The organism is Bacillus sp. JJ1474, assembly GCF_036965225.1.
Classification (GTDB): Bacteria; Bacillota; Bacilli; order Bacillales; family Cytobacillaceae; genus Cytobacillus.
The window spans coordinates 1-14389 of sequence record NZ_JBALPC010000029.1; the positions used below are offsets into that span (position 1 = coordinate 1).

The window sequence follows — 14389 nt, forward strand, 5'->3', positions numbered from 1 at the left end:
GAGGTGCAAGCGGTCATCAGTAGCCGGTTTAGGTGCCCGCTCCTACCAACAATAGTCAACTTCGGTCATCAAACCCAGCCAAATTTTTGGCATCCTTAAAAGGAGAAGTCACAACTTTTTATATACGCCTCGATCATCCATATGAAGGGGAAATCGGTGATACGTATCAATCCCCACTTTTGAAAAGATCGGTTCGACAAACCCGTCCTTTTCTGCTCTTGTTATTTTCATATTAAATTGTCAAACTTGTTTCTCAAATAATAAATTTTCGATTATTTCGCGTTTTACCTTGTAAAAGTGCCTCTTTTCATTCAAAATAACAAGATAAAAATGTAGAAAAGAGATGATTTTGATGCAAACTGATGTTATTCAAGGGAAATCGATAGAAGAATGGGAAAAGGAATACCCGGTGCTTTCAGAAATGACTAAGTTAAAGGAAGTTTTTTGGACGAATCCGAAGTACAAGTCAATCGCGGAGCACTCTTCCATGACGATGGAAGATGTCATCGATGCGGAAGAAAGATTGGCGCGCTTTGCCCCGTACATTGCAAAGGTATTTCCAGAAACGGCGAAGGAAAAGGGATTTATTGAATCACCGCTCTTTCCGATTCCGAATATGGAAACTAGGTTAGAAGAGCTTTATCAACATGTTTTACCTGGAAATTTGTTTTTGAAGGGGGATAGCCACCTTCCGATTTCTGGCTCTATTAAGGCGAGAGGCGGAATTTATGAAGTACTGAAATATGCCGAGGAATTAGCCCTAACACATGAGCTGCTTTCGCTAGAGGATGATTATTCAATATTGGCTGAGCAAAAATATAAAGATTTTTTTTCAGGCTACTCCATTGCTGTAGGTTCAACAGGAAACTTAGGGCTTAGCATCGGCATTATGAGCGCGAAGCTCGGCTTCAAAGTGTTCGTTCATATGTCGGCTGATGCCAAGCAGTGGAAAAAGGATTTGCTTCGCGAAAAGGGAGTAGTTGTCGTTGAGCATGCATCGGATTTTAGTGAAGCCGTTGCACAGGGCAGAAAGCAGGCAAATGAGGATCCGAATATGTATTTTGTTGATGATGAAAGCTCTAAGCATCTTTTCCTAGGCTATTCAGTAGCAGCCATTCGTTTGAAGAAGCAGCTGGAGGATACGAATATTAAGGTGGATGAGGAGCATCCATTATTTGTTTATCTGCCATGTGGTGTAGGTGGAGGGCCAGGAGGAGTCACATTCGGCCTTAAGCTTGTATTCGGAGATAATGTCCATTGTTTCTTCGTAGAGCCGACTCATTCCCCATGTATGCTCCTTGGTTTAATGACGGGACTTCATGATAAAGTAGCCGTTCAGGATTTTGGCATTGATAACAAAACGGAAGCTGACGGACTAGCTGTTGGGCGCCCATCTGAATTTATTGGCAAAACGATTGAAAATAAAATTAGTGGAATTTCAACTGTAGAAGATGAAAAATTATTTTCCTTCCTGACATTGCTTGCTGATACAGAGGGGATTTTTCTAGAGCCATCCGCTCTTGCAGGTTTCTCAACTTATATCGAATTATTACAATCCGAAACGGGGAAAGCATATACGGAAAAGAATCAGCTTCAGTCAAATTTAAACAATGCAGTGCACATCGTCTGGGGAACAGGCGGAAGCATGGTGCCTGAGAAAGAAATGAAGCAATATTACGAAAGAGGAAAACAAACGATAGAATAGGTGTTTTTAAGAAAAAGCAAAGGGGATTAAAACATTGGACGGTAAGTTATATTATAAAGATCCTTATATGAAATCCTTCCGTGCCCATTTACTGAAACAAGAGAAGGATGAGCAGGGCAGATGGTTTGCTGTTTTAGATGAAACAGCTTTCTATCCAACGGGCGGGGGCCAGCCTTATGATACTGGCGCCTTGAATGGTGTGAAGGTTATTGATGTGGAAGAAATTGACGGAGAAATCCGCCATTATTTAGAGGCCGAGCTTGGTGAAACTGCTGACATGGTTGCGTGTGAAATTGATTGGGACAGGCGTTTTGATCATATGCAGCAGCATGCGGGCCAGCATATTTTAACGGCGGCTTTTGTAGAGCTTTTTAATTTTGCAACGATAGGTTTTCATTTAGGAAGAGAAATGGTATCGATTGATTTAGATGTTAGCGAGCTTACAGAGGAACAGGCGATGGAAGCAGAGCTGTTAGCGAATCGAATTGTGTTAGAGGGGCGGCCAATCGAAACGAAATGGGTTTCGGAGGATGAACTTTCCAAATCTCAATTACGGAAGGAACTTGCTGTTACCGAAAATATCCGCCTTGTGATCATTCCTGATTTTGATTATAACGGCTGCGGCGGGACTCATCCGAAATCCACGGCTGAAGTTGGGCCTATCAAAATATTGGATTGGGAACGGCAAAAAAATAAAATCCGGGTTCACTTTGTTTGCGGAGGACGGGTTTTAACCCAGCTCCATCAAAAGCATAAAGTACTCAGGGAGTTGACAGATCTGTTAAATGCACCGGAACAAGATCTTGCGGCAGCAGCTAAAAAGCTAATAGAGAATGGAAAAGATCGCGAAAAGTCATTAGAAGCTATGCAGGAATTGCTTTTGTCCTATGAAGCAAAGGATCTTCTTAGTTCAATAGATCATACAGAAAATAGGAAGATCGTTAATGAAGTTTTTCAGAATCGGTCTATTCAGGATCTTCAGAAGCTAGCCCGATTGATGACTGCTCTTTCTAATGAAGTTATTGTTTTCTTAGTGAATGAAACGGAAAGCAAGCTGCAATTTGTATGTGCAAGAGGCGCCCAGCAGACTGTTAGTATGAAGAGTATTTCAAGTGAGCTGTTTCCTTTAATAAATGGAAAGGGTGGAGGAAACGATCAGTTTGCTCAAGGCGGAGGAGAGAAACTAATAACGGGTGAACTGCTTCTTCAGCATGCAAGGGACAAGGTATTATTGGACGTAAAATAAGCAATAAAATAAAATAACAGTTAATAAAATATTTAGAAAAATCTTATTAAGTGGTTGTCAGTCTGACTCTGTTGTATTACAATCCTAGTAAGGGCTTATGCATTACATTGAATGTTTATGTTAACCACATTAACACCCCATGTAATATCCTTGCTCTGCAGGAGGCATGTTCATGTTTCAGCAAAATACTGTTTATATTATTGGCGACAGTAAGACTTCTTCGAACAATCCGATTATGCAAAAGTATAATGGTTTCTTCATTGGTCTTGTCATCAACCGAGAAACCGACCAAATAGTTGATGCGGAATGTTCATCCACGATTGCATTGACTTCATCTTTTATTAAATCACTATTTGTAGGAAAATCCATCCTAGAAGTGGATCATGTGCTGGAAGAAATTGAACAGCGTTATTTTGGATCATCTCAAAAGGCTTTAATGGTGGCTTTTAAGAATGCGAATATTAAATATACCCAAATAATGAATAAATAAGCTGCTTTTTCTGTTAAACGCAGATGAAACCCAGCTGTTAGAGATGATTATTTTCTCTGGCAGCTGGGTTTTTATTTCAAATACTGTATGTTTCTTCAAAAGAAGTTGTTTTTTGATAAATTCTATTAAACTATAATAGGGGGACATATAAATGAAGCTATACATATCTGTTGATATGGAAGGGATTACAGGTCTGGCTGACTATACACATGTTGATTCTTCCAAGCATAATTACGAGCGAAGCAGAAGGATTATGACTGAAGAGGCTAACTATGTTATTACAGCAGCCTATGACCAAGGTTGTTCAGAGGTATTAGTAAATGATAGCCATTCGAAAATGAATAATCTTCTCATAGAAAACCTCCATCCAGAGGCTCAAGTAATAGTAGGAGATGTTAAGCCTTATTCAATGGTCCAAGGGTTGGATTCAACTTTCGTTGGAGCTGTTTTTGTCGGTTATCATGCAAGGGCTTCCATGAAGGGAGCAATGTCCCATTCGATGATTTTTGGCGTACGCAATATGTATATCAATGACGTGGCAGTCGGAGAGATGGGTCTCAATGCTTATGTTGCAGGCTACTATGGAGTTCCTGTCATTATGGTAGCGGGAGACGACCGTGCCGCATTGGAAGCGGAGCAGCTAATTCCAAATGTAACCACTGCGGTTGTAAAGGAAACGATTACCCGTTCAGCCGTTAAATCATTAACACCTGCAAAAGCAGGCGAGCTTCTAAGAGAGAAAACTGCCGAGGCTCTGAAAAATCGCGATTTAGTGAAACCGCTTGCACCGCCAGATAATCCGCTTCTCAGAATCGAATTTGCCAACTACGGGCAAGCAGAATGGGCTGCTTTAATGCCAGGTACTGAGATTGAAGAAAACTCGACCATCGTCCGTTATCAGGCAAAGGATATTCTTGAAGCCTATAGAGCAATGCTGGTCATGGTTGAATTAGCGATGAGAACATCATTCTGTTAGGAAGTGTTATTAAATGACAACTTACATTGTAAAACGCCTCATTGCCATGCTGGTAACACTTTGGCTAATCGTTACGCTTACCTTTTTTCTCATGCATTCGATACCAGGCTCTCCATTTAACGAGGAAAGGGCTACGAATGAGACGGTTCAAAGGAACCTGGAAAAGTTCTATCACTTGGATAAACCGCTTTATGTTCAATATGGAATGTATTTGAAATCAGTTGCTACATTAGACTTTGGACCTTCAATTAAAAAATCATCTCAAACCGTCAACGAAATGCTTGGAAGGGGATTCCCGGTTTCGTTTGAGCTAGGGATTGTGACTTTAATTGTTGCGGTTCTATCCGGTATCACACTTGGAGTGATTGCTTCCCTTCGTCATAATGGCTTCATTGATTATATGGCCATGACGATAGCTGTTCTCGGGATCTCGATTCCAAACTTCGTAATGGCCACCCTTCTTATTCAACAAGTGGCTGTTAACTGGGGTATCCTTCCTGTTGCTACATGGGTGAGTCCGAAGCATATGATCCTGCCAACGTTAGCACTTGCAACAGGCCCAATGGCCATCATCGCCAGGTTAACGAGAGCCAGTATGCTTGAAGTACTGACACAGGATTATATTAGGACAGCAAAAGCAAAGGGATTGTCACCAGTGAAAATTGTTTTTAAACATGCATTAAGAAATGCACTATTGCCGGTCGTTACAGTATTAGGCTCACTTGCAGCCAGTATTCTGACGGGGACATTTGTTATCGAAAAGATTTTTGCCATCCCGGGCATGGGAAAGTATTTTGTGGAAAGTATTAATCAACGAGACTACCCTGTCATCATGGGGACAACAGTTTTTTACAGCTCAATTCTAATTATGATGCTATTTTTAGTGGACATTGCTTATGGCATCCTCGACCCTCGAATCAAGCTGCATAAAAAGGAGGCGGCCTAATGGAACTAAAAAAACAGCATGATCGACATATTGCAGCAGACATTCCAGATGAATGGTTTGTTCCGAAAAAAAGTAATCAAGCTGAGGCTGAGGCCGTTGTTCGTCCAAGTCTTAGCTACTGGAAGGACGCATGGAGACGCCTATTAAAGAATAAATTAGCCATGGCGGGACTGACCTTTCTCATTTTTCTTGCCTTTATGGCGATATTTGGACCAATCATTTCTCCACATGATGTCACAGAACAAAAGCTCATGAATCAAAATTTGCCCCCTTCAAGTAAACACTGGTTTGGGACAGATGAACTGGGCAGAGATGTATTTTCTCGAACGTGGTATGGAGCTAGAATATCCCTGTTTGTTGGGATCGTAGCTGCCTTAATTGATTTTGCCATTGGGGTTGTCTATGGAGGAATCGCCGGATATAAAGGCGGAAAAACAGACAATGTCATGATGAGAATAGTTGAAATTTTATACGGACTGCCATATTTATTAATAGTTATTTTAATAAGTGTTGTCATGGGGCCAGGTTTATTTACAATTATCTTCGCCCTTACTGTAACAGGATGGATTGGAATGGCCCGGATTGTAAGAGGGCAGGTCCTGCAAATAAAAAACTACGAATTTGTCCTTGCATCTAAGACATTCGGAACGAAAACATCAAGGATTATTAGGAAAAATCTGCTTCCAAACACAATGGGGCCGATTATTGTACAAATGACTTTAACTGTACCATCTGCTATTTTCGCAGAAGCTTTTCTAAGCTTTCTGGGGCTAGGCATTCAGCCGCCTTTTGCTAGCTGGGGGTCAATGGCGAGCGATGGTTTGTCTACTATTCTATCAGGTCATTGGTGGAGATTATTTTTCCCTGCATTCTTTATTTCACTGACTATGTTTTCGTTTAATGTGCTCGGGGACGGACTCCAGGATGCACTTGATCCGAAGTTAAGGAGGTAATCATCATGGAAAAAGTTCTCGAAGTAAATAATCTCCATGTTTCGTTTAAGACATACGGAGGAGAAGTGAAAGCTGTCCGAGGGGTTACCTTTGACTTATACAAAGGGGAAACACTAGCTATCGTGGGAGAATCGGGCTGCGGCAAAAGTGTAACATCACAAAGTATTATGCGCCTTATCCCAAATCCGCCAGGTAAAATTGTGGATGGCTCGATTCTATTTAAAGGAAACGATTTAACTAAATTGAAAGAGCCGGAAATGAGAAATATTCGTGGGGCAGATATATCGATGATTTTTCAGGATCCGATGACAGCTCTTAACCCTACTTTAAAGATTGGCGAACAGATTATTGAAGGGATTTTGCAGCATAAATCCATTTCCAGACAAAAGGCCAAAAAGACAGCATTAGAAATGCTGGATTTAGTAGGCATCCCAGATCCAGAGGAGAGGTTAAAGCATTATCCTCACCAATTTAGCGGGGGGATGAGGCAGCGTATTGTTATAGCAATGGCTCTCGTTTGCCAGCCAGAGGTATTGATTGCTGATGAGCCTACGACAGCACTGGATGTAACGATACAGGCACAAATACTAGATTTATTTAAAGATATTCAGAAGAAAACAGGTGTATCTATTATACTCATTACCCATGATCTTGGTGTAGTTGCCCAAGTGGCTGACCGGATTGCGGTCATGTATGCCGGAAAAATCGTAGAGGCCGGTTCGAGAAGAGAAATATTCTATCAACCGCAGCATCCATATACGAAGGGTTTATTAAACTCTGTTCCTCGTCTTGACTTAGAAGGCGCTGATCTTGTCCCGATAGGAGGCTCCCCTCCAGATCTATTTTCACCTCCGAAAGGCTGCCCTTTTACAGCAAGATGCAGCTATGCGATGGAGGTTTGTGAGCGGGCTTATCCATTTAAAACCCACCTAAGTAATGAACATCAAGTTGACTGCTGGCTGCAGGACGAACGTGCTGTGAAAATGCTGGCAAGTATGAAGTAGGTCAGACCTTTCAGAGGGTTTCTAGCTTTTTAAATAGCCCTAATTGCATATAGCAAGAAGGGTACGAAGGCATGAGACCTTTGAAGGTTCTTTTCTATCAGCGATTATCATATAGCTGAGAATAGTAAAAATGGTCATTAATATTAAAAAGGGGGAAATGGCATGAAAAAGGTTTTATCACTCTTGCTAACAGGTCTATTGATTTTGGTACTTGCGGCCTGTACAGCAAAGCAGGATGCAGGAAAAGAGCCTGTAGAAAAAGAGAAGGATGATGGCAATAAAGAAGAAGAGGTAGTAACTGAAAAGGTTCTTTATTTAAACAATGGCATGGAGCCAACTTCGTTTGATCCTCCAATCGGTTTTGATAATGTTTCTTGGGCTGGGTTAAATAACTTAATGGAAGGGCTGACACGCCTAGGTGAAAGTCATGACCCTGAAGCAGCAACTGCTGAAAAATGGGATGTGTCAGAGGATGGGAAAACATATACTTTCCACATTCGCGATAATGCAAAATGGTCAAATGGCGATGACGTAACAGCAGGCGATTTTGTATTTGCATGGAAACGCCTTTTAGACCCTGAAACAGGATCTCCAGCTGCATTCCTTGGCTATTTCATCGAGGGAGCAGAAGCTTATAACAATGGCGAAGGTTCAGCTGATGATGTGAAGGTTAAAGCAGTTGATGACAAAACTTTCGAAGTAACTTTAATTAGTCCACAAGCTTATTTCTTAAGTGTTATTACAAATCCGGCTTTCTTCCCAATTAATGAGAAGGTAGCAACTGAAAATCCAAAATGGTTTGCTGAAGCAGCATCATTTGTTGGAAATGGACCTTTTAACTTAACAGAATGGCAGCATGACAGCCATTTCGTAATGGAAAAGAATGACCAATACTGGGATGCTGGAACAGTGAAGCTAGACAAAGTTCATTGGGCCATTATCGATGATACAAATACGGAATACCAAATGTTCCAAACTGGTGAGCTTGACGTTTCTGAAGTTCCGGCAGATCTAGCTGAACAAATTCTCTCAGAAGGAAAAGCTAAGGTTGAAGATCAGGCAGGGGATTATTTCTATCGTTTTAACGTAACGATGGAGCCGTTCCAAAACGTAAATATTCGTAAAGCCTTTGCTATGGCCATTGACCAGCAGCAAATTGTTGACTTTGTTACAAAAAACAAACAAAAGCCAGCTTATGGCTTCGTTGCATATGGATTTAATGATGCGAACGGAAAGGATTTCCGTGAAACAGCAGGCGATCTTGTAAAAACAGATGTTGAAGAAGCAAAAGCTCTTTTAGCAAAAGGAATGGAAGAGGAAGGCTATGAGACACTTCCTGAAGTAACAATCACTTATAGCACAAGTGATGCACATAAGAAAATTGCTGAGGCTCTTCAGCAAATGTTTAAGGATAATCTGGGTGTAGAAGTGAAGCTTGCAAATATGGAGTGGAACGTATTTGCGGAAGACCAGAAAGCCTTGAAATTCCAATTTTCGCGCAGTTCTTTCCTTGCTGACTATGCGGACCCAATTAACTTCCTAGAAAACTTCCAGACTGGTCTATCTATGAACCGTACGGGCTGGAGCAATGCAAAATATGACCAATTAATTAAGGATGCAAAAAATGAAGCAGATGAAGCAAAGCGCTATGAAATGATGTACGAGGCTGAGAAAATCCTATTTGAAGAAATGCCAATCGTCCCACTTTATTTCTATAACCAAGTTAATTTAGAGAATGAAGCTGTTTCAGGCATCGTTCGCCATCCTGTTGGATATATGGAACTGAAATGGGCGGATAAAAATTAAAAGCGGAAGCGCCTTGCCCAGGGGCGACAAGCATAAGACGAGCCGGCGAGAAGGTTGCCCTTTAACCTTCTTGTCGGATTGGCTTATGACCTCCGACGTACAGGACGTACTAGTGCCGATGTTGCCACAGGACGCGGCGTTCTTAGTCGGCGAGCCCCTAGGCGCTGGAGCTAGATATCTATGCTAACTTACTTGTAAGTTAAATTAAATTTCAAAAGGGGTGTTCGGTTGAACATCCCTTTTTTTAAAAAGAATATGAAGAAATTTTTATATTTTGATTAAGGAAAGGTCAAATTTTCAGGAAGGATGTGCCAGCATGTTAATAAAACCTCGCGCGTTAAAGGCTGGGGACACCATCGGTATTATTGCGCCAGCCAGTCCGCCAAATCAAGAGAATTTGTATCGTTCTTTCGCTTTCATAGAAGATTTGGGATTAAAGATAAAGCTCGGAAAACATGTTTATGATCAATATGGATATTTAGCTGGAAAAGATGAAGATCGATTAGCAGATTTACATATGATGTTTGCAGATAATGACGTAAAGGCAATTATCTGTGCAGGCGGAGGATATGGGACGGGGAGAATTGCTTCCCATATTGATTACGAGCTTATTAAAAGCAACCCGAAAATTTTCTGGGGCTACAGCGATATTACCTTTTTGCATACGGCTATTCGCAAGCTAGCAGGACTTGTTACTTTTCATGGCCCTATGCTTGCATCTGATATCGGAAAAGTGGATGCAGATCCACTTTCGAAGGAATATTTTAAGCAATTATTCAATCCAACTGAGATCCAATATAACGAAGAAATTTCTCCATTAGAAACTTTAATTGAAGGCAAAGCCAACGGAGAAATAACTGGGGGGAATTTGTCCCTTATAGCGAGCACAATCGGCACCCCATTTGAGATTGATACTAAAGGCAAGCTTTTATTAATTGAAGATATTAATGAAGAGCCTCGTTCTATAGATAGAATGCTAAATCAATTGCATATGGCAGGGAAGCTTTATGATGCAGCAGGACTCATTATTGGTGATTTTAATAACTGTGTTCCGGAAAGGGAGCTTTCTTTATCTCTTGATGAGGTGATACATCATTATGCGCTTTTAGCTAATAAGCCTGCTATTAAGGGATTTAGATTTGGTCATTGCTCTCCGCATATTTCCATCCCTCTTGGTGTGAATGCGGAACTGGATACTGCAAATAAACAATTAATAATCGAAAGTGGCATACAGTAAAATGATTTCGTTCAAAGGGTGCTATGCTTCTGTTCCTTTTGAACTACCTTAAAAGGTGGTATATATGAAAATAGACAAAATTGAGACATACAGGGTAGCAATACCACTTATTAAACCATTCAAAACGGCACTTCGCACTGTGACTACGGCTGAGTCCATCTTAGTAAAGGTCTCATGTGACAACGGAATAATCGGCTGGGGGGAAGCTCCGCCAACTGTTGTCATTACTGGAGAAACTCTTTCAAGCATTGAATCAGCCATTCACCATGTATTAAAGCCATATTTAGAGCAGCAAAGTCTATTAAGCTATGAAACTCTTTTTCAAGGAATTCAATCGATTTTAATCGGAAATTCGAGTGCAAAAGCGGCGATTGATATGGCCCTATATGATTGTCTGTCACAGCAATGCAAGCTCCCGCTTTATCAGTTTTTAGGGGGCCATAAACAGGAAATTGAAACCGACTTTACCGTAAGTGTAAACGGACCTGAAGAAATGGGAGAAGACGCTGTTGCTTATGTTCAGCAGGGCTTTGATGTACTGAAGGTTAAGGTTGGAAAGGATAATGTTCTAACTGATATCGAGCGGATTCGTGAAATAAGGGGACGTGTAGGCAAGGCAATAAAAATTCGTCTGGATGCTAATCAGGGCTGGTCACCGAAGGAAGCCATTCAAGCCATTCGTAAAATGGAGGAAATGGATTTAAATATTGAGCTTGTTGAACAGCCTGTAAAAGCCTGGGATATAGCTGGTCTTAAACAGGTGACTGATCATGTGGATACTTTGATAATGGCGGACGAAAGTGTTTTCTCACCGCGGCAGGCCTTTGAGGTGATTAAAACTAGAAGTGCAGATTTAATTAATATTAAACTAATGAAATCTGGGGGAATCTATCAGGCCCAAATCATCAATCAGCTTGCAGAGGTAAACGGAATGGAATGTATGGTTGGAAGTATGATTGAAACGCGGATTGGTATTACAGCTGCAGCACACTTTGCAGCCAGTAAGAGAAATATAACCCGCTTTGATTTTGACGCTCCATTAATGCTGGCGAAGGAGCTAGTGGAAGGTGGCATTAAATATAACGGCAGAAAAGTTACCCTGCCATCAGAGCCAGGGCTAGGCATACGCCATGTTCATGTAGAGGGAGGGGTTTCACTTGGCAACTCAATATAAATGGCTAGTAAATGTTCCGGTAGCTACGGTTTGGACATCTTATGACTCCGCGAGGGAAATCGATAAAGAAGCAGTAGAGTACCCGGCTGATGTGGAAGCGTGGCTAAATGGCCTGACCTATGAAACGAGCTTAGGGCTATGTAATCAAAACCTCGTCCAAACACAAGTGTTATTCGGTCAAGAGGTTCTGATTACAGAAGAGAAGGAGGATTGGGCGCAAATCATTGTTCTCGACCAAGCTTCGTCCAAAAATCCTAAAGGATATCCAGGATGGGTTCCGAAGGCTCAGCTCATTCAGACTCAAGACTGGAAGCTTGAAGAGGGAACAATTGCAGTCGTAGACGAGAAAAAGAGTATTCTATACGGAAGCGATTATGAGCCTATTATGATATTAAGCTATCAAACCATATTGCCTATAATAGGGTTGGAGGGTGATTGGGTACGGGTTCAAACGCCATCAGGAGAGGGACTGTTAAAGGCTGGAGAAATCAGTCAGTATGAAACCTTGCATGCTCGTCTGAAAGGTAATGGAGAAAGCATTGTTGCGGCAGGTGTACAATTCCTTCAATTGCCTTATTTATGGGGAGGAATGAGCAGCTACGGCTATGATTGCTCAGGGTTTAGCTACTCCATGTGCAAAGCTAATGGATACACGATTCCACGTGATGCACATGATCAGGCAGCCTCAGGGGAAAATGTTGAATTGAACGAAATAAAGCCAGGCGACCTCCTGTTCTTTGCCTATGAGGAAGGGAAGGGCAAAATCCATCACGTTGGAATTTATTATGGGGAAGGAAAGCTCCTGCACTCCCCTAATACAGGAAAAAGTATAGAGATCATCGAATTAAAGGACACAGTATACGAAAAGGAATTATGTGCAGCTAGACGCTATTGGCAAGAGACGGGGGAATAGTTATGACAAATGAAGCATTGTTAGAAGTAAAGCATCTTAAGAAACATTTTTCTTTAGGAAAAGGACAAATATTAAAGGCGGTTGACGATGTTTCATTCTATATAAAAAAGGGAGAAACGTTCGGAATTGTTGGGGAATCTGGCTGCGGAAAATCGACTGCCGGGCGTACCATTATCGGGCTATATGATCGGACAGAGGGCGAAGTTATCTTTGACGGAAAAAATGTCCATGAAATGAATGAAAAAGAAAAGTTTGCTTTCCATAGAAAGATGCAAATGATTTTCCAAGATCCTTATGCTTCATTAAATCCGCGTTCAACCGTAAAGGAAATCATCTCTGAGCCAATGGAGGTTCATGGGGTATATCCGAATAAGCAGGAGCGACTCGAAAGAGTATATCAATTATTAGAGGACGTTGGTCTTAATAGGGATCACGCCAATCGCTATCCGCATGAATTTAGCGGTGGTCAAAGACAGAGAATAGGTATTGCCCGCTCTCTATCGTTAGATCCAGATTTCATTATTGCAGATGAACCGATTTCCGCGCTGGATGTATCTGTTCAGGCACAGGTCGTCAATCTTCTGAAGAACCTACAAAAGAAGAAGGGGTTAACTTATTTATTTATCGCCCATGATTTATCCATGGTTAAACATATTAGTGACCGGATAGGTGTTATGTATTTAGGGAACCTTGTGGAATTGACGGAAAGCGCTAATCTTTATAAAAATCCTCTTCACCCGTATACACAGGCTCTTTTATCAGCTATCCCGATTCCAGACCCAGATGTAGAAGACAGGCGTGAACGAATTATCTTACAGGGGGAGCTTCCGAGTCCAATTAATCCGCCGAGTGGATGTGTATTTAGAACTCGCTGTCCATATGCGATGGAAGCTTGTGCAACGATGAAGCCTGAATGGCAGGAAGTGGAGGAGAGCCATTTTGTTGCTTGCCATTTATATAATAAAAACGTGACAGGTGACTCTAACAACTCGCAAGTAGCTGTTACGTTGCGTGCGAAAGAGTAATGATGAGTCATGAAAATTTAAAAAAGCAGGTTTCTGAACTTGTTGCTCATTGTAAAGGTAGAGTCGGATTAGTCATTGAAACTTGTGAAGGCCGGATAGAAATCAATCATAATGATAAGTTTTCTGCTGCGAGTCTGATTAAAATTCCTATTTTAATAGAGGGATTTCGACAGTGTGAAGATGGACTTCTTGACCTTCACGAATATTTACCCGCTTTCCCCTCTAAAAGAGTAGGAGGCGCGGGCGTCATACAAGCTTTGTCGGCTGATTTGAAATTAAAAGTAATCGATTTAATGGCATTAATGATCATTGTTTCCGATAATAGTGCGACAAATCTAGTAATCGATCGGCTAGGAATGAATGAAATTAATCAGTGTATAAAAGCTCTAAACCTGCAAAGCACTGAACTTAACCGAAAGATGATGGATTTTGAAGCAATAAAAATTGGAATGGACAATTATACAACTCCAAATGATATGGTTACTTGCTTAAAGGTCATTGATCAACATCGTTTTTTATCAAAGGAAAACTCAGAAAAGGCTTTTGGTATACTGGAAAAGCAACAGTTTAAGAATAAGCTTTCTGAATCGATAGATTTAGAGGCCATGCAAGTTGCTAATAAAACAGGAGAATTACCCGGTGTCGAACACGATTGTGCTATCATTAAGTATGGTGGAAAAACAATTTATGCTGCTGTTTTGATTGATCAGCTTTCCAAGCAGGCAGAAGGCAGGCAGACGCTAGTACAAATCGGCAAGGTGCTTTCTAATTTTATGAAGAGTTGAGTGACGTTCTATCTTAGAGGATAGGGCGTTTTTTTTCGGAGCTGGAATTGGCTGATAAACAAGTGATTTGGCTGATAAATCCCTAAATTGGCTGATAAACGGATCGATTTGGCTGATAAATCTCTAAAT

13 protein-coding genes are annotated in these 14389 nt (G+C 41.2%); all 13 read left to right on the forward strand.

Translation table 11 applies throughout. The annotated features are described in order from the left end of the window. The first annotated feature begins 352 nt into the window (after positions 1–352). The 13 genes from V7164_RS04535 (at position 353) to V7164_RS04595 (ending at position 14260) form a co-directional block, all read left to right on the forward strand. On the forward strand, positions 353–1705 hold the full coding sequence (locus V7164_RS04535; RefSeq protein WP_335353491.1) for a D-serine ammonia-lyase: 1353 nt from the start codon (positions 353–355) through the stop codon (positions 1703–1705). Between the two features lie 34 nt (positions 1706–1739). Then, entirely contained in the window at positions 1740–2951 is a 1212-nt protein-coding gene (locus V7164_RS04540; RefSeq protein WP_335345129.1) for an alanyl-tRNA editing protein, read from the forward strand. A gap of 172 nt (positions 2952–3123) precedes the next feature. Then, positions 3124–3441 carry a DUF3870 domain-containing protein gene (locus V7164_RS04545; RefSeq protein ID WP_335345130.1) on the forward strand — a complete coding sequence of 106 codons (318 nt, stop codon included), beginning with the start codon at positions 3124–3126 and terminating at the stop codon, positions 3439–3441. Between the two features lie 151 nt (positions 3442–3592). Beyond that, complete coding sequence (locus V7164_RS04550; protein ID WP_335345131.1) at positions 3593–4417, forward strand: M55 family metallopeptidase; 825 nt, start codon at positions 3593–3595, stop codon at positions 4415–4417. Positions 4418–4430: 13 nt separating this feature from the next. Next, positions 4431–5363 carry an ABC transporter permease gene (locus V7164_RS04555; RefSeq protein WP_335345132.1) on the forward strand — a complete coding sequence of 311 codons (933 nt, stop codon included), beginning with the start codon at positions 4431–4433 and terminating at the stop codon, positions 5361–5363. Continuing rightward, entirely contained in the window at positions 5363–6316 is a 954-nt protein-coding gene (locus V7164_RS04560; protein ID WP_335345133.1) for an ABC transporter permease, read from the forward strand. Before V7164_RS04555 ends, V7164_RS04560 begins: the two co-directional genes overlap by 1 nt. A gap of 5 nt (positions 6317–6321) precedes the next feature. Further along, positions 6322–7320 (forward strand): ABC transporter ATP-binding protein, encoded by a 999-nt coding sequence (locus V7164_RS04565; RefSeq protein ID WP_335345134.1) that lies wholly within the window; start codon positions 6322–6324, stop codon positions 7318–7320. A gap of 162 nt (positions 7321–7482) precedes the next feature. Then, positions 7483–9126: a peptide ABC transporter substrate-binding protein gene (locus V7164_RS04570; RefSeq protein ID WP_335345135.1), complete on the forward strand. Its 1644-nt coding sequence runs from the start codon at positions 7483–7485 to the stop codon at positions 9124–9126. A gap of 316 nt (positions 9127–9442) precedes the next feature. Next, entirely contained in the window at positions 9443–10363 is a 921-nt protein-coding gene (locus V7164_RS04575; RefSeq protein WP_335345136.1) for a S66 peptidase family protein, read from the forward strand. Between the two features lie 64 nt (positions 10364–10427). Continuing rightward, complete coding sequence (locus tag V7164_RS04580) at positions 10428–11537, forward strand: dipeptide epimerase (RefSeq protein WP_335345137.1); 1110 nt, start codon at positions 10428–10430, stop codon at positions 11535–11537. Further along, entirely contained in the window at positions 11521–12450 is a 930-nt protein-coding gene (locus V7164_RS04585) for a C40 family peptidase (RefSeq protein WP_335345138.1), read from the forward strand. Before V7164_RS04580 ends, V7164_RS04585 begins: the two co-directional genes overlap by 17 nt. A 2-nt stretch (positions 12451–12452) precedes the next feature. Further along, positions 12453–13475, forward strand: coding sequence for an ABC transporter ATP-binding protein (locus V7164_RS04590; RefSeq protein WP_335345139.1), 1023 nt, complete (start codon positions 12453–12455; stop codon positions 13473–13475). Next, entirely contained in the window at positions 13475–14260 is a 786-nt protein-coding gene (locus V7164_RS04595) for a serine hydrolase (protein ID WP_335353492.1), read from the forward strand. The genes V7164_RS04590 and V7164_RS04595 overlap by 1 nt, the downstream gene beginning before the upstream one ends. Positions 14261–14389: the final 129 nt, after the last annotated feature.